Genomic DNA, 20,034 nt, shown 5'->3' with positions numbered 1-20,034 from the left:
CGGGGCGTGCCGGTCGCCGGTTCTCCATCGCCGCGCCGAGCGGACGCATGGCAGCGCCCAAGCGTTGGCAACATGGTTAACACGTCACCAACCGTATCTATAAAGGCGTTGCTGGGGCGTGTCCTGATATTCGGGGGAATATCAGGCATGGGTGGGAAGTAAATCGCATGTTGACGTCGATCTACAACGCTTTCAGCGTTGCCGATTACTTGGGTGATCAAGCATGGGCCGGTGGCCGGATCGACGCGATCCAGCTGCATGGCGGTACCGCGGGCTGGGGTGACTGGCTGTCGTCGGTGAAGTGGCAGGCGGATATGTTCGCGCAGCAGGACGTGTCGATCATGTGGTCGATCCCGCTGGTGCCGTACGGCGCGACGCTGCGCGACGCGGGTTCGGGCAAGTATGACGCGAAGTTCCTGGAAATGGCCAAGCAGCTGGCGGCGTCGTCCGAAGGCGACAGCCAGATCTACGTGCGGCTGGGCTGGGAATTCAACGGCAAGAACTGGAATTCGTCGTCCGCCGTCGGCGACGCCGAAAACTATATCGCGGCGTTCCGCAAGTTCGTGGATGTCGCGCGCACCGTGTCGGACAAGTTCGTTTTCGAATGGTGCCCGGCGATGGACACCTGGGACATGAACCCGGAGACCGCCTATCCGGGCGACAAGTATGTCGACGTGATCGGCGTCGACATGTATTACAATACCGCGTGGCATGACAAGGACGGCGCCCGCGCGTTCGATTGGATGGTCAAGCAGCCGTACGGCCTGCAATGGCAGCAGGACTTCGCCGCGGCGCACGGCAAGGAAACCGCCATCGGCGAATGGGGCCTGAACAGCGACAATCCGCAGTTCGTGAAGCTGGCCATGCAGTGGATGGCCGATCACGACATGGTCTACCAGAATTACTGGGAGTCGAACGCGGCGTTCAAGGGCGACCTGAGCAGCGGGCAGTATAAGAACGCCGCCGCTGCCTATCTGGCGATGCTGGACAAGGTGTCGGTGCCCGATGCGTCGGCGACGATCACCTCCGCGACCGACCGGGCGCTGGGCGCGACCGACGTGGCGCTGACGCTGACGGGCGCGGCGATCCGCGGGTCGGGCAACGCGCGCGACAACGTCATCACCGGCAACGCACAGAACAACGACCTGTACGGCGCGGCCGGCAACGACAAGCTGTACGGCGGCGCGGGCGACGACCGGCTGGACGGCGGCACCGGTGCCGACACGCTGGTCGGCGGCACCGGCAACGACACCTATGTCGTCGACGATCGCGGCGACAAGGTGGTCGAGCGCGCGGGCGAAGGCGTCGACACCGTCTATGCCAAGGTCGATCACACGCTGAGCGACAATGTGGAGAACCTGTTCCTCGTCACCGGCGCGACCAAGGGCACCGGCAACGCGCTGAACAACGCGCTGAACGGCACCAACGCCGGCGACGTGCTGAGCGGGCTGGACGGCGACGACGTGCTGAAGGGCTATGGCGGCGACGACGCGCTGTTCGGCGGCAACGGCCGCGACACGCTGGCGGGGCATGAAGGCAGCGACTATCTCGACGGTGGCGCCGGCGCGGACGTGATGGAGGGCGGCATCGGCAACGACACCTATGTCGTCGACGACGCCGGCGACGTGGTGCGCGAGTTCAATAGCGACGGGCAGGGCGGCGTCGACAGCGTCTACGCCTCGATCGACTATACGCTGACCGCCAATGTCGAACATCTGTACCTGACCGGCGACGCGCGCGTGGGCACCGGCAACAACCTGAACAACGGGCTGAACGGCACCGCCGGCGACGATACGCTGTACGGCATGGGCGGCGACGACTGGGTGCGCGGCAATGCCGGCAACGACCAGCTGTACGGCGGCGCGGGCAACGACTGGCTGTACGGCGGGGCTGGCAACGACCGGCTCGACGGCGGGCAGGGCGTCGACACGATGCAGGGCGACGGCGGCGACGACACCTATATCGTCGACGACGCACGCGACGCGATCGTCGAGGCGGCCGGCGCGGCGGGCGGGTTCGACACCGTCTATAGCGCGGTCGACTACACGCTCGCCGCGAACGTCGAGGCGCTGTACCTGAGCGGCAATGCGCGGGTCGGCACCGGCAATGCGCTCGACAACAACCTGTACGGCACCAACTTCGGCGACACGCTGTCCGGGTTGGCGGGCAACGACTGGATCAAGGGCTGGGGCGGCGACGACAAATTGTACGGCGGCGCGGGCGACGACCGGCTGGAGGGCGCCGAGGGCAATGATTACCTCGACGGCGGCACCGGCGCCGACACGCTGGACGGCGGCATCGGCAACGATACTTACGTGGTCGACAATGCCGGCGACAAGGTGACCGAATGGTACACCAACGGGCAGGGCGGCATCGACACGGTGCTGTCGTCGATCGACTGGACGCTTGGCAACAATATCGAGAACCTGACGCTGACCGGCGCGGCGATCGCCGCCACCGGCAATGCGCTGGACAATGTGATCCGCGGCAATGCGCTCAACAACGTCGTCACCGGCGGCGCGGGGAACGACACGCTGTACGGCGGCGGCGGCGCGGACCGCTTCGTGTTCGCACAAGGCTCGGGCAAGGACGTGATCGCCGACTTCGCGCGCGGCGACACGATCGACCTCGGCGCCTGGCACTTCGGCGCGGCCCCGACCGTCAGCAACGTCCATGGCGGCGCGCTGATCGAGCTGGGCGGCGGCGACACGATCCTGGTCGCGGGCGTCACCGCCGACCATCTGGCGTTCACCGGCGGCAGCTTCGGCTTCGTCTGATCCGCACCCAGCTGGTCGGCGAGGAGGGGGCGGTGCCGCGGCATCGCCCCTTTTTGCGTCAGCCCCCGTGCCGCGGAACCGGCGAAGCGAACGGCCGGCCCTGTCGTGCGTTGGGGTGCGGGTCTATCGGATAAAGGAGCGCCGGTGCGGTTGTTCGTCTTTGGTCTCGGCTATGCGGCGCGTGCGGTGGCGCAGGCGGCGGGGGCGCCGCTCCTCGCCACCACGCGTGACGGGCGCGATGGGACGATCCGCTTCGACGACGAAGCGGCGGTACGCACGGGGGTGGCCGCGAGCACGCACGTGCTGTCGTCGGCGCCGCCCGACGATGCCGGCGATCCCGTCCTGCTGCGGTACCGAGACGTGCTGGCGGGAAAGTGGCTGGGCTATCTTTCGTCGACCGGCGTCTACGGCGATACAGCGGGGGCATGGGTGGACGAACGCGCGCCCGCCGATCGCGGGCGGCGCGGGCCGCGCAACGCCGCGGATGCCGAGTGGCTGGCGGCAGGGGCGCGCGTCTTCCGCCTGCCCGGCATCTACGGGCCGGCGCGCTCGCCGCTGGAGCGGGTGGCGGGCGGGCAGGCGCATCGTACCGGCATCGCCGGGCAGGTGTTCAGCCGCGTGCACGTCGCCGATCTGGCGAGCGGGGTGGTGGCGGGCTTCGCCGCACCCGCGGGGGCGTATAACCTGGCCGACGACGCTCCGGCGCCGCAGGACGATGTCGTCGAATATGCCGCGCGGCTGCTGGGGCTGCCGCCGCCCGACATCGTCCCACTGGAGGCGCTGTCGCCCGCCGCGCGCGGCTTCCATGCCGAGAACCGGCGGGTCGCGAACGGCAAGGCAAAACGCGTGCTGGGCTGGCGGCTGCGCTTCCCCGATTACCGCGCCGGCCTGCGCGCCCTCAACGCCACCACCAGCCCGATCGCGGCGAGCACCGCACCCGCGACCGCGAGCGGGGTCCAGCGATAGCCCTCGAACACCGTCGACAGCAGCATCGCGATGACGGGCACGATCACGCCGTTATAGGCGGCCTTTGCGGGGCCGATCGTGCGAATGATCCGGAAATAGAGCGTGAAGGCGAGCGCGGAGGCGATGATGCCCAGGTACAGCACGCCCGCGACATAGCCGGGGCGCGCGTCGAACACCGGCGCGCCGGTCGTCGCCCAGGCCCAGGCGGCGTCGACGCCGGCGCCGATCAGCATCGCGGTGGCGAGCGTCGGCGTCATGGGAAAGCGCGCGGCGGTTCTGGTCGCCTGCATGACGTTGGCGGTCGACGCGGACAGGATCGCGCACAGCGTGAGCGCGATGCCGATCAGCGATTCGGTCGGCCCGCCGGGGTCGCCGCGCGCTTCCTTGATGAACAGCAGCGCGACCCCGCTCATCGCTATGCCCGAGCCGACCAGCAACTGGCGACCGAGTTTCTGCCCCAGGAAGATGCGCGCGAACAGCGCGTTGGGAACGAGCAGCAGTGCGAAGATGACCGCGACCAGCCCGGAGGTGATATGCTCTTCCGCGCGATAGACGAAGTTGAAGTTCAGCACGAACTGCGCGACGCCGAGAATCGCGGCGAACCGCCAGAAGGCGGCCTGCGCGAACAGCGCACGGGTGCCGGGCACGCGCTGCCACGCGGCGACCGCGGCCAGCGTGAGGCCGGCGACGAGGAAGCGGTAGCTGACCGACCAGCTGGCGGGCACCGCGACCGCGCCGCCGTGCAGCTGATCGCGGATGACGATCCACGTCGAGCCCCAGATCAGCACCACCAGCGCGAACGGGATCAGCACGCCGGCGCGCGTGCTGTTGGGCGGATCGGCGGGCGCCATCAGAGCGCGGCGATCGCGTCGGCGAGCGGCCGGATGTCCTCCGCGCGCTGGTTCCAGCTGACCACCAGCCGCGCCTCGCCCGCGCCCCAATCGTAGAAGTCGAACCCGGCGGCGCGCAGGGACGCGGCCTCCGCGGCGGTGACGCGCAGGAACACCTCGTTGGCCTCGACCGGGTGTAGCAGCCGATCCCCCGCCGCCTGTGCCAGCAGCGCCGCGCCGGCGTTGGCGCCGCGTGCGCAGTCGAGCCACACGTCGTCGTCGAGCATCGCCAGCAGCTGCGCGGCCAGATAGCGACCCTTCGACAGCAGATGCCCGGCGCGCTTGCGGCGATAGAGCGTGGCGTCGTGAAGATCGTGGTCGAAGAAGACCAGTGCCTCGGCATTCATGCCGCCGTTCTTGACGAAGCCGAAGCTGAGCACATCTGCGCCGCCGCGCCACGTCAGGTCGGCGGGCGATGCGCCGGTCGCGACCACCGCATTGGCGAAGCGTGCGCCGTCGATGTGGAAGCCGAGCGTGCGTTCCTTCGCCAGCGCCCCGAGCGCCGCGACTTCGGCGGGGGTATAGACGCGGCCGTATTCGGTGGCGTTGGTGATCGACAGCGCGTGCGGGCGCTGCTGGTGGACGTCGTAGCGCTGGCGGTCGAGCACGGCGGCGGCGGTGGCCGGGGTCAGCTTCGCGCCGTCGCCCTCGGCGAGCAGCAGCTTGGCGCCGTGGGTATAGAATTCGGGCGCGCCGCATTCGTCGTTCTGGATATGCGCCTCGCGATGGCACACCACCGATCCGTGCGGCGGGCAGAGCGCGGCGAGGGCGAGGCAATTGGCCGCGGTGCCGCTGGGCACCCACATCGCACGCACCGGGGTTTCGAACAGGCTCGAGAAGCGCTCGTCGAGCGCCTTGGACCAGCGATCGCCGTCATAGGCGGTGTCGAGCGCGTCCGCCGCGGCGATCGCGCGCAGCACGGCGGGATGGACGGGGGCGGCGTTGTCGGAAAAGAAGCGCATGGCCGGCGCCTTCGGGCAGAGGGCGGGGCGGGTCAATATGGCGTGTCGGTCTCTACCGGCCGGCCTGCCTGCCACTGCGCCGCCGAACGGCGCAATCGATCGATCGGTTGCGGCTATGATATTGTGATCTGGAGCAATTACCGGAACCGCGCGCCGCGGCGGCGATTGGCGGTCCATGCCTTTGTCCGACGCCGCCGGCTATCCGCTCTGGATCAACGTCCTGATCTTCCTGGCGGCGGCGGGCGTCATCTGGTTCTCCGGGTTGCGGCTGACACGGCACCTGGATGCGATTGCGACGCGTACCGGGCTGGAACAGGCGTTCGTCGGGATGCTGCTGCTCGGCGGGATCACCTCGCTGCCCGAGGTCGCCAACACCGTCACCGCCGCGCAGCTCGGCCGCCCCGCGCTGGCGGTCAACAACCTGCTCGGTTCGGCGGCGATCAACGTGCTGCTGCTGGCGGTGGTCGACGGGTTCGTCGGGCGCGCGGCGGTGACCTCGATCGTCGCGAAGCCGTCGACGATGATGATGGCAGCCCTGTGCATGATGGTGCTGATCCTGATCGCGGTCGTGGTGACGCTGGGCGACGTGCTGATCCCCGGCATCGGCATCGGTGCGGGCAGCCTGGCGATCGGCGCAGCGGCGGTCTTCTCCTTCTGGCTGGCGACCGGGCACGACCGTCGCTCGCCCTGGTCGGTGGAGGGCGACGAGGACGATGGCGCGGAGCCGGAGGATGCGGTCCCGGACGTCGGACTGCCCGGCTTGTGGGTGCGGGTGGCGATCGACGGCGTGCTGATCCTGGTGGCGGGGTACGCGTTGTCGGCGGTCGGCGACGCGCTGTCGCAGCAGCTGGGGCTGACCAGCGCGATCGTCGGCTTCGGGCTGATCGGCACCGCCACCTCGCTGCCCGAACTGGTGACGATCGTCGCGGCGCTGAAGCTGGGGCGGCCGGAGATGGCGTTCGGGCAGGTGCTGGGGACCAATTTCGTCAACCTGGCGCTCTTCCCGCTCGGCGACGCCATCTACCGCGGCGGGCCGATGATCGACACGCTGGGACGGTTCGAGACGATCTCGGCGCTGCTCGGCGCGGGGTTGATCGGGGTGTTCATGGTCGGCCTGCTCGAACACCGCGACCGGACGATCTGGAAGATGGGCGTCGATTCCGCGGCGGTGATCGTGCTGTTCGCGATGGGCACCGCCGCGCTCGCCATGGTGTGACCGGTCAGATCGTCGGCAGCAGCTCCGCGAGCACCTCCAGGCAGGCGACACCCAGCGCCTTGGACCGCTCGCCGCTCCATCCGAATTCGGGATCGGGATGGGCGTCGTGGTCCTTGAAGGGCATCTCCAGGGTCACCGACACCGCGCCGAACCGTTCCGCGAGCTGGTTGGTCGACATCGACAGGTTGGCGGTGCCGGGCGCGGCCTTGTCATAGCCGAGGGCGGTCTGGAAATCCGGGGTGTGCGCGGCGAGCCGGCGTCCGAATTCGGTGAAAGCCGCACCGCGCGCCTCGTTCCAGGACGGAATGCCTTCGAAGCCGGCGATGAAATTGGCGGCGATCGCCTCGTCGCCGTGGACGTCGATCGCAAAGGTGACCCCGGTCGCATCCATCTCGCGCAGGACGCACAGCACCTCCGGGCTGCGCTCCGCGGAGGGAGCGTGCCATTCGCGGTTCAGGTTCACGCCCGCGGCATTGGTGCGCAGATGGCCGCGGCGCGTGCCGTCCGGGTTCATGTTGGGGACGACATGGACGGTGGCGTCACGAAGGAGCGGGATGGCGGCGGGGCTGGTCAGCCACTCGAGCGCGCCCTCCATCCACCATTCGGCCATCGATTCGCCGGGATGCTGGCGCGCATAGAGCCACACCTGCCGCGGCCCGCGCCCGACCCGGAGATAGTCGATCGCCTGACCGTCGAGCGTGGTGCCGAGCTGGCGGTGCGTGACGCCCGGCCGCGCGGCGATCCGCGCCACCAGCCGCGCGTGCATCTCCATGGTATATGGCGCGAAATAGGCGAACCACGCCAGATCGCCCTGACCCGTCCAGTCGAAAGCGAGTACGCCGCCGTCGAAACGGGTGTCGATCATCCGCCATTGGTCGAGATCGGTCGAGACGCGCGTGCGATAGCCGGGCCAGCCGAACGGATAGGCCGATTGGCCGGCGTTCAGGATGCGGAACGTGACACGCTTGCCGCGGAGGCCGGCAGCGCGGAAATAGAACCACTGGAAGAAATCCGACTGGTGATCGCGCACGATCTCCAGGTCGCAGGTCCAGTCGTCGCCCGACCCCTCGATCGCGACCACACGGATGTTGCCGCCGTCGAAGGCGGCGTTGAGCTCAAGCGTCATTTTACCTCGACCGTCCGTCCCGAATCCCCGGGGAAGTCCTTGAACAAGGCGCCCGCCAGCCGCCGCGCGACGGAGGCGGCGTCGGCGTCGGGCGCGCTGGTATCGGTCAGCGACTGCGCCTGCCCCTCCCAGATCGCATCGCCGCCGTGGCGGATGCGCACCGCCAGTTCGGTCACCAGCCCGAGCCGCCCGCCGCCGTCGCCGCCGACCGGGAAGCTGACCCCGCCGCCCAGACCGGTGCCGCCGCGCCATCCGCCCGAATAGCCCCCGCCGCCGATCCCGATCTGGATCGGCGAGCGGCGCGGCGGCAGCCCGCGTTCGGCGCGGGTGAAGCCCACCGTCGCGATATAGTCCGGCCGCGCCCCGGGCGCCGGGCTGGTGAAGCCGTTGCGCAGCAGCTCGGCCTCGACCGCGGCGGCGTACGTCTTATATTCCAGGCTGGCGGAGCTGGGGCCGGGCAGCGGCTCGACCGCGATCGTTCCGCGCTGCGCCACCGCATCATAGTGGAAGCGGGTGGCCTGGACCGGAAACCGCTGCGGCCCGGTGGCGCACGCCGCCAGCGGGAAAAGCGACAAAGCCAGAAGAACCACGCGACGCATGACCACACCCCCAAGACGATCGTTTCGCCATAGCAACGCGCGCCCGCGCCGCAAGCTCCCGCTCGGTTGACTTTCCGCGCCTCTGCCCTTAGGCGGCGCGCTTTCCCAGTTTCCAAAGAAGCGCAGCCATGAAGATCCGCAACAGCCTGAAGTCGCTCAAGGACCGTCATCGCGATAATCGCGTGATCCGCCGCCGCGGCCGTACCTACGTCATCAACAAGACGAATCGCCGGTTCAAGGCCCGTCAGGGCTGAGCACCGCGATGCAGCCGACGTCGGTGATCTTCGACGTCGGGCACGTCCTGTACGACTGGAGCCCGCGGGTTCTGTACCAGCGCCTGTTCGATGACGAACGGGCGCTCGACGTGTTCCTGAACGAGGTTGCCACGCGCGAGTGGCATTTCCAGCACGATGCCGGTCGCCCGTTTGCGGAGACCAGCGCGGAACTGGCCGAGCGCTTCCCCGATCATGCCGACATGATCGCGTTGTGGGGGCCGCGTTTCGGCGAGCAGATTCCGGGGCCGATCCCCGGCATGATCGCAATCGTCGAGGAACTGGACGCAGCGGGCGTGCCGCTGTTCGCGATCACCAACTTCAGCCACGAATTCTTCCCACCCTTCCGTGCGCGCGAGGCGGCGGTGTTCGATCGTTTTCGCGATATCGTGGTGTCGGGGGACGAGCGGCTGGTGAAGCCGGACGCGGCGATCTACCATCTGGCGCTCGACCGGTTCGGGCTGACGCCGGGCGAGGCGTTCTTCATCGACGACAATGCCGCCAACATCGCCGGCGCGGCGGCGGTCGGCATCCACGCGCACCTGTTCCGCGACGCCGCGACGGTGCGCGCCGCGCTGGTCGAGCACGGCCTGTTGCGCTGATCGGCGCGGAACGTTCGGGCGCACCGCGGCTTTCTCCGTCCCGTCACCTGAACGGGAGTGCATCATGGAAGACGATCGCGTCTGGGCGTTCGAGGAAAGCCTGTGGACCGGCGATGCCGAACATTATCGCGAGTCGATCGACGAATCGGCGCTGATGGTCGTGCCGCAGCCGCCGTACGTGCTGGAAAGCGGGGCCGCGGTGGACGCGGTATCGAACACCCCGCGCTGGGACTCGGTCACCTTCAACGACGGACGGATCGTGCGGCCGCAGGAAGGATTGATCGTCATCGCCTACGGGATCGAGGCGACGAAGGGCGAGGAGCGCTATGTCGCGCATTGCACCTCCACCTATCGTCGGCTGGAGCATGAGGTGTGGAAGGTCGTGCAGCATCAGCAGACGCCGCCGCTGACCGCGGACGCGCGCGCCGCCGACGCCTAGCGGCGGTCAGACGAGGTCGGGGTTGGGACCCTTCAGGTTCTCGCCCCGGCTAGCCCGCCGGCCGTCCGCGGACGCGGGCGGCACCTTCTGCTTTACCCGTTGGCGCCGAACAGCCTGATCGAAAACCCGCCGTCCATCGGATACAATCTCCGCTCCAGCTCCGAGATGTAGCTGTGCAGCATCTGCGTGGAGAGCGGGTCGGTGACCATCGTGGACGCACGGCGCGCCGCAGCAAGATCCAGGCGCAACCGATCCTCGCTCGCCACTGTCGCCATCGTCGTCATTCGTCGTCCCCGCCCGTCCCGCGCGACCCATGCGCGTGTCGCGCCCTGACCGATTGGACGTTTTCGCCGCCGCCGGTGGGAAAGTTTGCAATTGGCGAAGAATTGCGCCGAAGTGTTCTATCGCTCCGGCGCTCGCACAAAGGTTACAGAAAAGCCCGCCACTTCCACCGAAGTGACGGGCCTGCACGGACGGCGGCTATCGTCGCGGTCAATGCGCGTCGGGGGCGCGATAGTCCTTCAGTTCGTCGCCGACGATCTGCACGACATGCAGCACGTTGGTCGACCCCGGCGTGCGGAACGGGACGCCCGCCATCACGATCACGCGGTCGCCGGCCTTGGCGATCCCCTGGCGCAGCGCCATGCGCTTGGCCTTGGCGACCATCTCCTCGAACGACTCGACGTCGCGGGTGTGGACGTTGTGCGTCCCCCACAGCAGCCCCAGCCGTCGCGCGGTATCGGTGCTGGGGGTCAGCACCAGGATCGGCACCGCCGGCCGCTCACGTGCGATGCGGCGTGCGGTCGACCCGGACATGGTGAAGCAGATGATCGCCGAGGCAGAGACGGTGTCGGCGATGTTCTTCGCCGCCTCCGCCAGCGCGTCGGCGGTGGTCGGGTCGGGGCGCATCACCGTGAAGTGGATGCGGTCGCCGTGCATCGGGTCGCGCTCCACCGCGTCGCCGATCGCGTTCATCATCGCGACCGATTCGACCGGCCACGCACCCGCCGCACTTTCCGCCGACAGCATGATCGCGTCGGCGCCGTCGTAGATCGCGGTGGCAACGTCGGACACTTCCGCACGGGTCGGCGATGGCGACTGGATCATCGATTCGAGCATCTGCGTCGCGACCACGACCGGGCGGCCCATGCGGCGCGCCGTCTCGACGATGCGCTTCTGGAGCGGCGGCACCGACTGCGGCGGCAGTTCGACGCCCAGGTCGCCGCGCGCGACCATCACGCCGTCGCATGCCTCGACGATCTCCTCCAGCCGCTCGATCGCGGCCGGCTTCTCGATCTTGGCGAGCAGCGCGGCCTTGCCGCCGATCAACTTGCGCGCTTCCCACAGATCCTCGGGGCGCTGGACGAACGACAATGCGATCCAGTCGACGCCCTGGTCGATCGCGAAGGCAAGGTCGGAGCGGTCCTTTTCAGTCAGCGCCGCCATCGGCACGACCACGTCGGGAACGTTCAGCCCCTTGTTGTCGGACAGCGGGCCGCCGACCTCGACGGTGGTGACGATGCGGCTCTCGTCGTGGTCGGTGACGCGCAGCACGAGCTTGCCGTCGTCGAGCAGCAGGCGCGCGCCCGGCTCGATCGCGGCGAAGATCTCCTTGTGCGGCAGGCGAACGCGCGTGGCGTCGCCGGGCGTCGGATCATGGTCGAGCGTGAAGGTGCTGCCATGCGCGAGCGTCACGCGCCCGCCGTCGAACTTGCCGACGCGCAGCTTCGGCCCCTGAAGATCCGCCAGGATCGTGGTGGGGCGGTTGAACCGCTCCTCCATGGAACGGATCGCCTGGATGACGGCGACCTTCGATTGCTGATCGCCGTGGCTCATGTTCACGCGGAACGCGTCGGCGCCCGCCTGGAAAAGGGTTGTGATCATTTCCAGCGTATTGCTGGCGGGGCCCAGCGTCGCGAGCACGCGGACCTTGCGCGAGCGCGGAGCGATGTGATTCGGGTTCAGGGTCATGCGCCTTCCTGCTTTGCCGGCATGGCCTTAGCGAGTAACGCGACAGGATCAAATGATGGAGACAACATGGATCGGCTCGACACCCTCGACGATGCCGTAGCGGCGGCGGCGTTCCGGCGGCTGGTGCGGCACCTGCGGCATCGCACCGATGCCCAGAACGTCGACCTGATGGGGCTCGCGGGCTTCTGTCGCAACTGCCTGTCCGACTGGGTGGGCGAGGCCGGCGCGCTCGACAAGGACGACGCGCGCGAGGCGGTCTACGGCATGCCCTATGCCGCGTGGAAGGCGCAGCATCAGGGCGACGCCACGCCCGAGCAGCTGGCGCGCATGGCCGAAAGCGTGAAGAAGAACGCCTGAGCGCGCATCTGCATAGCGCACGCCGCGACACCCTTGAGCATCGGCGCGCGCGGGCGTAGACGCGCCGCCGCACCCAATCAGGGTATCCACCACGCCGTCCCCGTCCCGCGCGATTCGCGTCGGGCGCTGCGGGCGGCGTCAATCATTTCGGGGATGTACGATGGCGGAAGAGCGTGGCGAGGGCATGGGCGGCGGCTCGGTAGCGGCAGACGAGCTCCGGCTGCTGATCGAGCGGGCCGAGCGGCTGGAGGAAGAGAAGAAGGGCATCGCCGACGACATCAAGGATGTGATGGCGGAGGCCAAGAGCCGCGGCTACGATGCCAAGGCGATCCGCAAGATCCTGCAAATTCGTAAGAAAAAGCGCGAAGAGTATCAGGAGGAACAGTCGATCCTCGAAGTGTACATGCAGGCGCTCGGCATGATCTGATCTGGTTTGGTAAACGACGCGCCGCCGGTCGCTCGCGTTAAGACTATGTTCGGTCCCGCCACGTATACGTTTGCGGACGGCAACGGGATGCGGGGGAACGACGACAGTGCTGGCGGCTCTACAAACCGGCTTCCGACCGCGGGAGGAGCGGATCACCGTCCTCATCCCGTCGCGGATGCGGGTGGAGTCGCAATGGTGCGACGTGGTGATCCACAACGTGTCGTCGCGCGGGCTGATGGCGGGGTGCGACACTCCGCCCGCCGTCGGGAGCTATGTCGAGATCCGGCGCGGCACGATCGTGATCGTCGGGCGCGTGCAGTGGAACAAGGGGCGCTTTTTCGGGATGCGCTCGCAGGACCGTTTGTCGGTCAAGGCGCTGATCGATGAACCGCGGCTCGCCAGCCGCCCGGCGCGCAGCAACGACAGCGGCAACGCCGAGCAAGACCGGCGTGCTGAGCGGCGGCTGGCGCACGAGGCGCAGATGGCGCGCCAGGTGGAACGCTCGCGCAGTTTCGCGTCGATGTTCCAGTTCCTGGTGCTGGTGCTGGTCGGGCTGACGCTGGCCGGCATTGCCGCGCATTCGGTGTACGGGATGCTGTCCGCCCCGGCGCAGCAGATCGAGGCGGCGCTCAAGACGCCCTGACCACCCTCGCGATCAGGCGGCCTCGGCCGCCGCGGTCGTCCATCCCAGGTGCGGGATCGTGATCGAGCGGCGGCCGCCCAGATCGGTGCGCGTCACGAACAGGTCGCGACCCTCGATATAGCCGATCAGCCGCTTGACCCGCCCGATCGAGCTGGTGCCGTAGGTCTCGGCGATCGCGACGTCGGACGGGCACGGCGCGCCGTCTCGCGCGGCCTTGGCGACCAGCAGGAACGCGCCGAGCATGTCGTCGGGCAGCCCGCCCGCCAGCGCCAGCACGCTCGCCCATTCCTCCGCCTGCGGATCGAAGATGCCGGCGCGCGCGCACGACAGCCGGCGGCTGAACGCGGGCAAGTCGAGTGCCGGCTTCGCGATCCCCGCCATCCGGCAGCGGACCTGGAAATCCTGATAGAGGACCGCCGCGGGGCGCCCGGCGCTCTCGCCGTCGGTCACGATCGCGCGCAACACCTCGGCATAGACCGCCTCGACCTCTTCCTCGCTGCGATCGGGCAGCGAGGGGGCGGGCACCGCAGGGACGGCGGGCGTTTCGATGTCGGAGAGCAGTTCCTCGGCCGGCACGCGCCGCGGGCGCGGGTCGAAGGTCATCGGAAGCGTGGGTGCCGCCTCCGGCGTGACGTCGAGCAGTGATTGCAGGTCGACCGAATCGGCCTGCGGCAACGGCACCAGCTTGGGGCTGCCGCTGCGCGCCTGCGTCTCGACCGTGCCGATCTTCACCGTGATCGGTCGCCGGGACACCGCCGGGCCGAGCGCCATGAACGTGCCGCGCGCGAGGTCGCGGATCGATTCGGCCTGACGGCGCTCCATGCCGAGCAGGTCGGCGGCGCGGGCCATGTCGATGTCGAGGAAGGTACGCCCCATCAGGAAGTTGCTGGCTTCCGCCGCGACGTTCTTGGCGAGCTTCGCCAGCCGCTGCGTCGCGATCACGCCCGCCAGGCCGCGCTTGCGCCCGCGGCACATCAGGTTGGTCATCGCCGACAGCGAGGCGCGGCGAACGTCCTCGGCGACTTCGCCGCCGGTCGTGGGCGCGAACAATTGCGCTTCGTCCACGACCACGAGCGCAGGATACCAATGTTCGCGCGGCGCATCGAACAGCGCGCCCAGGAAGCCGGCGGCGCAGCGCATCTGCCCCTCCGCCTCCAGCCCCTCCAGGCTCAGGACCACGCTGGCGCGGTGTTCGCGCAGGCGCGCGGCGATTCGCGCCAGCTCGCGCTCGGCATAATCCGCGCCCTCGATCACGACATGGCCGTAGCGGTCGGAAAGGGTGACGAAATCGCCTTCCGGGTCGATCACCACCTGCTGCACCTGTCCGGCGCTCTTCTCCAGCAGCCGGCGCAACAGGTGCGACTTGCCGGACCCGGAATTGCCCTGCACGAGCAAGCGGGTGGCGAGCAGTTCTTCGAGGTCCATGGTCACGGGCGCGCCGCGCTCGTCGTGCCCCATGTCTACGCTGACGGTCATGATCGCGCCCCGTTTGGCCGATCAGGGGCCGGTTGAGCAAGCGCTTTGCGGCGGTTCGGTGCGCGGCTAAGGCCCGTCCGGAAAAGGAGCCGTGGATGGCACACCGTCAACCGATCGCCGACCTCGCGCTGCGCCTGCTGGGCAAGCCGCGCCACTCGCTGGACGACGAGGAACGCCGTGTCCTCGACAGCATGGACGCCGGCACGACCGTCAGCCGCGACGCCGCCGACGAGGCCGACCTGCGCGCCAGCTTCGGCGATCGATTGGCCGACAAGGTCGCGGCGGTCGGCGGATCGTGGGGGTTCATCATCGGCTTCACGGTGGTGCTGCTCGGCTGGATGCTGCTCAACACCGACGTGCTCGCGCATTTCGGGATGCAGTTCGACCCGTATCCCTACATCTTCCTCAACCTGATGCTCTCGACGCTGGCGGCGGTGCAGGCGCCGGTCATCATGATGAGCCAGAACCGGCAGGCGTCGAAGGACCGGCTGGCCGCCAGCCTGGACTATGAGACGAACCTGCGCGCCGAACTGGAGATCCTGCGGCTGCACGAGAAGCTCGACCTGATCGTCGCCGAGCGGCTGGCGGGGCTGGAGGCGAAAATCGACCGCTTGGCGAATGGTGGTCCCGGAGCCTAAAGGCACGGGATTATCCGTCAGAGGCGACCATGGCAGGCCATTCCAAGTTCAAGAACATCATGCACCGCAAGGGCGCGCAGGATAAGAAGCGCTCCGGCATGTTCTCCAAGCTCAGCCGCGAAATCACCGTCGCGGCGAAGATGGGGATGCCCGATCCCGACATGAACCCGCGCCTGCGCGCCGCGGTGAACGCCGCCAAGGCGCAGTCGATGCCCAAGGACAATATCCAGCGCGCGATCGACAAGGCGTCGAAGGGCGACACGGAAAATTACGAGGAAATCCGCTACGAAGGCTTCGGCCCGGGCGGGGTCAGCCTGATCATCGAGGCGCTGTCCGACAACCGCAACCGTACCGCGACGAACGTGCGCACCGCAGTGTCGAAGAACGGCGGCAATCTGGGCGCGAGCGGCTCGGTGAGCCACGGCTTCGACCGCATGGGGCTCATCAACTATCCGGCGAGCGCGGGCGACGCGGAGAAGGTGTTCGAGGCGGCGCTGGAGGCCGGTGCCGAGGACGTGACCTCCAGCGAGGAAGGTCACGAGATCTGGACCGAGCAGGCATCGCTGCACGAGGTCGCCAAGGCGCTGGAGCCGGTGCTGGGCGAGGCCGAGGGCGCGAAGCTGGCGTGGCGCCCGCAGACGATGGTCGAGGTGAGCGAGGCCGATGCCGCGACGCTGTTCAAGCTGATCGACGCGCTGGACGACGACGACGACGTGCAGACGGTTTGGGGCAATTACGAGGTGTCCGACGAGGTGATGGCGAAGCTGGGGTGAGCCTCTGGTTTTTCCTTCAGCTTGCTGCGGCACTTTACTGCCTGGTGCGCGGGAGCCTTGACCTGCGACGGCGATCCCTTGGTTGGGGGATCGCCGGTCTTGCCAGCGGGCTAATCCTGCTGATGGTTCCCAATCCGAAAAACGCAGTGTCCGTCACGCTTCCTGTTGTCGACACAGCGCGATGATCATCCTCGGCCTCGATCCCGGCCTCGGCACCACCGGATGGGGCGTGATCCGCGCCGAGGGCAACCGGCTGAGCCACGTCGGCAACGGGCAGATCCGCACCGATCCGTCGATGCCGTTGCCGCGGCGGCTCGCCAACCTCTACGCCGCGCTGATCGACGTGCTGCGCGCCGAGCGCCCCGACGAGGCTGCGGTCGAGGAGGTGCTCGGCAACACCAACGCGCAATCGACGCTGAAGCTCGGGCAGGCGCGCGGGGTCGTGCTGCTGGCGGCCAGCGGGGCGGGGCTGACGATCGGTGAATACCACCCCTCGACCGTCAAGAAGGCGGTGGTCGGCACCGGCGGCGCGGAGAAGCGGCAGATTCAGGCGATGATGGCGGTGCTGCTGCCCGGCGCGAAGCTGGCGGGGCCGGACGCCGCGGACGCGCTGGCGGTCGCGATCTGCCACGCGCACCATGTCGCCAGTGCACAGGGCATGATGCGGCGGGCGCGGGCGGGGGCGTGATTCTTATGGTCCGTCGGTAAAGATCCGCCGCTGCGAGCCGCCGTTTGCGATGTGGTGGGCAGGTCACGGACGGCCGAGGATCAGTCTTGTGCCGCCACTACAACTCAGTTCGCAACGTCGTATACATGAAAGTCGGGCAGCTGACGGGCGCGATAATGCGCCAACCTGCTTTCCAGCGATCCGACATGAAGTTCCAGCTTGTGGCCGTCCGGGTCGAGAAAGTAAATTGAGTCGCCCTCGCTGCGATGATCCTTCCAGATGATGCATTCGGCCTGAAGCCGTTCGCTGAGCCTCGGAAAGTCCGTTTCGGGAATGCTGAAGGCTATGTGGCTGTAATCGTCGTTGCGTGTCGCGCGTGCGCGATCGTCTTGCGACAGGCACAGCCACATAGCGCCGGCTTCGAGGTACGCGCCGTCCGGCCAAGACGCTCGCAGCGTACAACCCAACACATCGCAGTAGAAGGCGACCGATCGCGGGACCTCGCGAACGGCAAGGGTGATGTGGTTTAGGCCGGTGATCCCCGATCCCGCATCGGCGTCGGTCACTGCGGAAGGCTTGCGCCGTTCGCGCCGCGGGGACGCACAGAGATCTCCGCAACCGTCACCAAACTCCGACCGCGGCCTGCGCCCAGATCGTCATCGTCGCCAATGCCGACAGGATGATCGCGGTGGTGCGACGACGTGGATCGTGCAGCAGCCGAACGGCGGCTTCGATCGTGATCCCTAAAGCGGCGAGGAGGAGTGCCGCGGCCGCGAAATCGCCCGGCCCCCAGTTCACCTCTTGCGTGACTTGCATGGCGATGCCCGGGAGCAGCAGTAGCGCGGCGATCGTCGACCACATCACCCCTCGCCAGCCGATCCTCGTCCATGTCATCGCAACACCTCCGTCGATCGCGGTCACGCCCGCACGCACCCTCGCCTCAGCGCGCGATGCCTCCCGCCGCCAGCACCGCCAGCGTCACCAGGTCGCCCGCAGTCGAAGTCATCGGCGCGATCTGCACCGGCTTTTCCATGCCGACCAGCATCGGGCCGATCATGTCGTCGCCGCCCAGTTCGCGCAGCAGCTTGGCGGAGATGTTCGCCGATTGCAGCCCCGGCATCACCAGCACGTTCGCCGGGCCGGACAGGCGCGCGAACGGGAAGTTCTTCAGCTGGCGCGGGTTCAGCGCGACGTCCGGCGCCATCTCGCCCTCATATTCGAAACCGACCTTGCGATCGTCGAGCACCTTCACCGCGCCGCGGATATTGTCGAGCCATTGGCCCGAGGGATTGCCGAACGTCGAATAGCTGAGGAACGCGACGCGCGGTTCCTGGCCCAGCCGGCGCGCGACCGCGGCGGTCTGCTCGGCGATGTCGGCCAGTTCCTCCGCATTCGGACGCTCGTTGACCGTCGTGTCGGCGATGAAGACGGTGTGCGACTGGCCGACCAGCACATGGATGCCGAAGGCGGTGCGGCCGGGCGCTGGGTCGATCACGCGCTTGATCTCGCGCATCGACTGCGCGAACGGTCGCGTCACGCCGGTGATCATCGCATCCGCTTCGCCGAGTTGGAGCAGCATCGAGCCGAAGATGTTGCGATCCTGGTTGATCATCCGCTCGACCTCGCGGCGCAGGAAGCCGCGGCGCTGCAGGCGCGCGTAGAGGAAGTCCACCATCTTGGGCACCAGCGGCGAGACGCGGCTGTTGTGCAGCTCATATTCTTCCGGATTGGCGATGCCGAGCGCGCGCAAGCGGTCGTAGACGTCCTCGCGCCCGACCAAGACCGGGGTGCCATAGCCGCCCTCCTTGAAGGCGATCGCGGCGCGCAGCACCACTTCCTCCTCGCCCTCCGCGAACAGCACGCGCTTCGGGTTCGCCTTCGCGCCCTCATAGGCGAGGCTGAGCACCGAGGTGGTCGGGTTGAGCCGCGCGCGCAGTGCCGCGGCATAGGCGGCCATGTCGAGGATCGGCTTGGTCGCGACGCCCGAATCCATCGCCGCCTTGGCGACTGCGGCGGGGACGATCTCCATCAGCCGCGGGTCGAACGGCGACGGGATGATATAGTCGGGGCCGAAGCTGTGCTGCACGCCGTAGGCGATCGCGACCTCCTCGGGCACGCGTTGCCGCGCGAGTTCGGCGATGGCGTTGGCGGCGGCGATCTTCATCGCATCGTTGATGCCGGTTGCGCGCACGTCCAGCGCGCCGCGGAAGATGAACGGGAAGCAGATCACGTTGTTGACCTGGTTCGGATAATCCGAGCGGCCGGTGGCGACGATCGCGTCGGGGCGCGCCGCCTTGGCGAGTTCGGGGCGGATCTCCGGCTCCGGATTGGCCATCGCGAAGATGATCGGCGCGGGCGCCATGTCGATCACCATCTCCGGCTTCAGCGCGCCGGCGGCCGACAGGCCAAGGAACACGTCCGCGCCGCGCAGCGCCTCCGTCAGCGTGCGGCGATCGGTGTTGGCGGCGTGCGCCGACTGCCACTGGTTCACGTCGTCGCGACCCTGGTAGATCACGCCGGTGCGGTCGCAGATCAGCACGTTGTCGTGGCGCACGCCCATCGCCTTGATGAGTTCGGTGCAGGCGATCGCCGCCGCGCCCGCGCCGTTCACGACGACCTTGATCTCCGACAGCCGGCGCCCCGTCAGCAGGCAGGCGTTGATGACGCCCGCGGCGCAGATGATCGCGGTGCCGTGCTGGTCGTCATGGAAGACCGGGATGTTCATCCGCTCGCGCAGCGTCTGCTCGATGATGAAACATTCGGGCGCCTTGATGTCCTCGAGATTGATGCCGCCGAAGGTCGGCTCCATCAGTTCGATCGCGTCGATGATCCGGTCGACGTTTTCGCTCTTCAGCTCGATGTCGATCGAATCGACATCGGCGAAGCGCTTGAACAGCACCGCCTTGCCCTCCATCACCGGCTTGCCCGCCAGCGCGCCGAGATTGCCCATGCCGAGGATCGCGGTGCCGTTGGAAATCACCGCGACCAGATTGCCCTTCGCGGTATAGTCGTAAGCCGTTGACGGATCGTCGGCGATCGCCTGCACCGGGATCGCGACGCCAGGCGAATAGGCCAGCGCCAGGTCGCGCTGCGACGCCATCGGCTTGGATGGAACGATCTCGATCTTGCCGGGGCGCCCCTCCGAGTGAAACAATAATGCTTCACGCTCGAACTGGACGTTGCGCTCGTCGGCCTGGGTGCGATCGTCGGTCATGGCGACAGCCCTTACGGAA

General features: G+C 68.2%; 22 protein-coding genes. 12 read left to right on the top strand and 10 right to left on the bottom strand.

From position 1 onward, the window contains the following. Positions 1-167: 167 nt before the first annotated feature. Entirely contained in the window at positions 168-2,777 is a 2,610-nt protein-coding gene (locus tag J2Y58_RS07270; RefSeq protein ID WP_310100795.1) for a glycosyl hydrolase, read from the top strand. A 144-nt stretch (positions 2,778-2,921) separates the two neighbouring features. Then, entirely contained in the window at positions 2,922-3,743 is an 822-nt protein-coding gene (locus tag J2Y58_RS07265) for an NAD(P)-dependent oxidoreductase (RefSeq protein WP_310100793.1), read from the top strand. Here the strand turns inward: J2Y58_RS07265 and J2Y58_RS07260 are convergent. Together J2Y58_RS07260 and J2Y58_RS07255 are read right to left on the bottom strand one after the other, a co-directional pair. After that, positions 3,653-4,594, bottom strand: a complete 942-nt coding sequence (locus J2Y58_RS07260; RefSeq protein ID WP_310100791.1) for an EamA family transporter — start codon at positions 4,592-4,594, stop codon at positions 3,653-3,655. The genes J2Y58_RS07265 and J2Y58_RS07260 overlap by 91 nt on opposite strands. Further along, positions 4,594-5,595, bottom strand: coding sequence for a beta-eliminating lyase-related protein (locus tag J2Y58_RS07255; protein WP_310100789.1), 1,002 nt, complete (start codon positions 5,593-5,595; stop codon positions 4,594-4,596). The genes J2Y58_RS07260 and J2Y58_RS07255 overlap by 1 nt, the downstream gene beginning before the upstream one ends. Before the next feature lie 175 nt (positions 5,596-5,770). Between J2Y58_RS07255 and J2Y58_RS07250 the strand changes: the two genes are divergently transcribed. Further along, positions 5,771-6,811, top strand: a complete 1,041-nt coding sequence (locus J2Y58_RS07250) for a sodium:calcium antiporter (protein WP_310100787.1) — start codon at positions 5,771-5,773, stop codon at positions 6,809-6,811. A 4-nt stretch (positions 6,812-6,815) separates the two neighbouring features. Here J2Y58_RS07250 and J2Y58_RS07245 read toward each other — a convergent pair whose 3' ends face one another. Together J2Y58_RS07245 and J2Y58_RS07240 are read right to left on the bottom strand one after the other, a co-directional pair. Then, the gene (locus tag J2Y58_RS07245; protein WP_310100785.1) at positions 6,816-7,937 is read right to left on the bottom strand and encodes a M14-type cytosolic carboxypeptidase; all 1,122 of its coding nucleotides are present in this window, start codon (positions 7,935-7,937) and stop codon (positions 6,816-6,818) included. After that, positions 7,934-8,536: a DUF4136 domain-containing protein gene (locus tag J2Y58_RS07240; RefSeq protein ID WP_310100783.1), complete on the bottom strand. Its 603-nt coding sequence runs from the start codon at positions 8,534-8,536 to the stop codon at positions 7,934-7,936. Before J2Y58_RS07240 ends, J2Y58_RS07245 begins: the two co-directional genes overlap by 4 nt. Positions 8,537-8,664: 128 nt before the next feature. On the opposite strand from J2Y58_RS07240, the gene ykgO reads away from it, so the two are divergent. From ykgO to J2Y58_RS07225, 3 genes are all read left to right on the top strand, one after another. Continuing rightward, complete coding sequence (gene ykgO / locus J2Y58_RS07235; RefSeq protein ID WP_003046794.1) at positions 8,665-8,790, top strand: type B 50S ribosomal protein L36; 126 nt, start codon at positions 8,665-8,667, stop codon at positions 8,788-8,790. 8 nt (positions 8,791-8,798) lie between these two features. Further along, the gene (locus J2Y58_RS07230; RefSeq protein ID WP_310100780.1) at positions 8,799-9,410 is read left to right on the top strand and encodes an HAD family phosphatase; all 612 of its coding nucleotides are present in this window, start codon (positions 8,799-8,801) and stop codon (positions 9,408-9,410) included. Positions 9,411-9,474: 64 nt separating this feature from the next. Beyond that, positions 9,475-9,849 carry a DUF4440 domain-containing protein gene (locus J2Y58_RS07225; RefSeq protein WP_310100778.1) on the top strand — a complete coding sequence of 125 codons (375 nt, stop codon included), beginning with the start codon at positions 9,475-9,477 and terminating at the stop codon, positions 9,847-9,849. A 92-nt stretch (positions 9,850-9,941) separates the two neighbouring features. On the opposite strand, the gene J2Y58_RS07220 is transcribed toward J2Y58_RS07225, so the two are convergent. Together J2Y58_RS07220 and pyk are read right to left on the bottom strand one after the other, a co-directional pair. Next, complete coding sequence (locus J2Y58_RS07220) at positions 9,942-10,124, bottom strand: hypothetical protein (protein WP_310100776.1); 183 nt, start codon at positions 10,122-10,124, stop codon at positions 9,942-9,944. A gap of 217 nt (positions 10,125-10,341) precedes the next feature. Beyond that, entirely contained in the window at positions 10,342-11,820 is a 1,479-nt protein-coding gene (gene pyk / locus J2Y58_RS07215; RefSeq protein WP_310100774.1) for a pyruvate kinase, read from the bottom strand. A gap of 66 nt (positions 11,821-11,886) precedes the next feature. Here pyk and J2Y58_RS07210 point away from each other — a divergent pair, with 66 nt between their 5' ends. The 3 genes from J2Y58_RS07210 to J2Y58_RS07200 all read left to right on the top strand — a co-directional run bounded on the left by J2Y58_RS07210 (position 11,887) and on the right by J2Y58_RS07200 (position 13,247). Continuing rightward, positions 11,887-12,177 (top strand): DUF1244 domain-containing protein, encoded by a 291-nt coding sequence (locus J2Y58_RS07210; protein WP_310100773.1) that lies wholly within the window; start codon positions 11,887-11,889, stop codon positions 12,175-12,177. A 160-nt stretch (positions 12,178-12,337) separates the two neighbouring features. Further along, positions 12,338-12,604, top strand: coding sequence for a DUF2312 domain-containing protein (locus J2Y58_RS07205; protein WP_184036625.1), 267 nt, complete (start codon positions 12,338-12,340; stop codon positions 12,602-12,604). Positions 12,605-12,710: 106 nt separating this feature from the next. Next, positions 12,711-13,247 (top strand): PilZ domain-containing protein, encoded by a 537-nt coding sequence (locus J2Y58_RS07200; protein WP_310100772.1) that lies wholly within the window; start codon positions 12,711-12,713, stop codon positions 13,245-13,247. A gap of 12 nt (positions 13,248-13,259) precedes the next feature. Here the strand turns inward: J2Y58_RS07200 and J2Y58_RS07195 are convergent, their stop codons facing one another. Further along, positions 13,260-14,723, bottom strand: coding sequence for an ATP-binding protein (locus tag J2Y58_RS07195; RefSeq protein WP_310100770.1), 1,464 nt, complete (start codon positions 14,721-14,723; stop codon positions 13,260-13,262). A 95-nt stretch (positions 14,724-14,818) separates the two neighbouring features. Here J2Y58_RS07195 and J2Y58_RS07190 point away from each other — a divergent pair, with 95 nt between their 5' ends. The 3 genes from J2Y58_RS07190 to ruvC all read left to right on the top strand — a co-directional run bounded on the left by J2Y58_RS07190 (position 14,819) and on the right by ruvC (position 16,822). Continuing rightward, entirely contained in the window at positions 14,819-15,361 is a 543-nt protein-coding gene (locus tag J2Y58_RS07190; RefSeq protein WP_310100768.1) for a DUF1003 domain-containing protein, read from the top strand. Between the two features lie 29 nt (positions 15,362-15,390). Beyond that, positions 15,391-16,134: a YebC/PmpR family DNA-binding transcriptional regulator gene (locus J2Y58_RS07185; RefSeq protein ID WP_310100766.1), complete on the top strand. Its 744-nt coding sequence runs from the start codon at positions 15,391-15,393 to the stop codon at positions 16,132-16,134. 181 nt (positions 16,135-16,315) lie between these two features. Further along, positions 16,316-16,822, top strand: a complete 507-nt coding sequence (gene ruvC / locus J2Y58_RS07180; protein ID WP_310100764.1) for a crossover junction endodeoxyribonuclease RuvC — start codon at positions 16,316-16,318, stop codon at positions 16,820-16,822. Between the two features lie 104 nt (positions 16,823-16,926). Here the strand turns inward: ruvC and J2Y58_RS07175 are convergent, their stop codons facing one another. From J2Y58_RS07175 to J2Y58_RS07165, 3 genes are all read right to left on the bottom strand, one after another. After that, positions 16,927-17,340, bottom strand: a complete 414-nt coding sequence (locus J2Y58_RS07175) for a VOC family protein (RefSeq protein WP_310101298.1) — start codon at positions 17,338-17,340, stop codon at positions 16,927-16,929. 82 nt (positions 17,341-17,422) lie between these two features. After that, positions 17,423-17,695 carry a hypothetical protein gene (locus J2Y58_RS07170; RefSeq protein ID WP_310100762.1) on the bottom strand — a complete coding sequence of 91 codons (273 nt, stop codon included), beginning with the start codon at positions 17,693-17,695 and terminating at the stop codon, positions 17,423-17,425. Between the two features lie 46 nt (positions 17,696-17,741). Next, a complete protein-coding gene (locus tag J2Y58_RS07165) occupies positions 17,742-20,015 on the bottom strand; it encodes an NADP-dependent malic enzyme (RefSeq protein ID WP_310100760.1) in 2,274 nt (757 codons plus the stop codon). Positions 20,016-20,034: the final 19 nt, after the last annotated feature.

The sequence above is a fragment of the Sphingomonas sp. BE138 genome, assembly GCF_031456125.1.
In the GTDB taxonomy this organism is placed as follows: domain Bacteria; phylum Pseudomonadota; class Alphaproteobacteria; order Sphingomonadales; family Sphingomonadaceae; genus Sphingomonas.
The sequence above is the reverse complement of the archived record's forward strand: the minus strand, read 5'-3'. Positions and strand labels throughout refer to the sequence as shown.

Bases quoted from the DNA above. Each gene is read 5' to 3' on its own strand.
- J2Y58_RS07270 (WP_310100795.1), top strand. From the start codon at position 168: ATGTTGACGTCGATCTACAACGCTTTCAGCGTTGCCGATTACTTGGGT.
- J2Y58_RS07260 (WP_310100791.1), bottom strand. From the start codon at position 4,594: ATGGCGCCCGCCGATCCGCCCAACAGCACGCGCGCCGGCGTGCTGATC.
- J2Y58_RS07255 (WP_310100789.1), bottom strand. From the start codon at position 5,595: ATGCGCTTCTTTTCCGACAACGCCGCCCCCGTCCATCCCGCCGTGCTG.
- J2Y58_RS07250 (WP_310100787.1), top strand. From the start codon at position 5,771: ATGCCTTTGTCCGACGCCGCCGGCTATCCGCTCTGGATCAACGTCCTG.
- J2Y58_RS07245 (WP_310100785.1), bottom strand. From the start codon at position 7,937: ATGACGCTTGAGCTCAACGCCGCCTTCGACGGCGGCAACATCCGTGTG.
- J2Y58_RS07240 (WP_310100783.1), bottom strand. From the start codon at position 8,536: ATGCGTCGCGTGGTTCTTCTGGCTTTGTCGCTTTTCCCGCTGGCGGCG.
- ykgO (WP_003046794.1), top strand. From the start codon at position 8,665: ATGAAGATCCGCAACAGCCTGAAGTCGCTCAAGGACCGTCATCGCGAT.
- J2Y58_RS07230 (WP_310100780.1), top strand. From the start codon at position 8,799: ATGCAGCCGACGTCGGTGATCTTCGACGTCGGGCACGTCCTGTACGAC.
- J2Y58_RS07225 (WP_310100778.1), top strand. From the start codon at position 9,475: ATGGAAGACGATCGCGTCTGGGCGTTCGAGGAAAGCCTGTGGACCGGC.
- J2Y58_RS07220 (WP_310100776.1), bottom strand. From the start codon at position 10,124: ATGGCGACAGTGGCGAGCGAGGATCGGTTGCGCCTGGATCTTGCTGCG.
- pyk (WP_310100774.1), bottom strand. From the start codon at position 11,820: ATGACCCTGAACCCGAATCACATCGCTCCGCGCTCGCGCAAGGTCCGC.
- J2Y58_RS07210 (WP_310100773.1), top strand. From the start codon at position 11,887: ATGGATCGGCTCGACACCCTCGACGATGCCGTAGCGGCGGCGGCGTTC.
- J2Y58_RS07205 (WP_184036625.1), top strand. From the start codon at position 12,338: ATGGCGGAAGAGCGTGGCGAGGGCATGGGCGGCGGCTCGGTAGCGGCA.
- J2Y58_RS07195 (WP_310100770.1), bottom strand. From the start codon at position 14,723: ATGACCGTCAGCGTAGACATGGGGCACGACGAGCGCGGCGCGCCCGTG.
- J2Y58_RS07190 (WP_310100768.1), top strand. From the start codon at position 14,819: ATGGCACACCGTCAACCGATCGCCGACCTCGCGCTGCGCCTGCTGGGC.
- J2Y58_RS07185 (WP_310100766.1), top strand. From the start codon at position 15,391: ATGGCAGGCCATTCCAAGTTCAAGAACATCATGCACCGCAAGGGCGCG.
- ruvC (WP_310100764.1), top strand. From the start codon at position 16,316: ATGATCATCCTCGGCCTCGATCCCGGCCTCGGCACCACCGGATGGGGC.
- J2Y58_RS07170 (WP_310100762.1), bottom strand. From the start codon at position 17,695: ATGACATGGACGAGGATCGGCTGGCGAGGGGTGATGTGGTCGACGATC.
- J2Y58_RS07165 (WP_310100760.1), bottom strand. From the start codon at position 20,015: ATGACCGACGATCGCACCCAGGCCGACGAGCGCAACGTCCAGTTCGAG.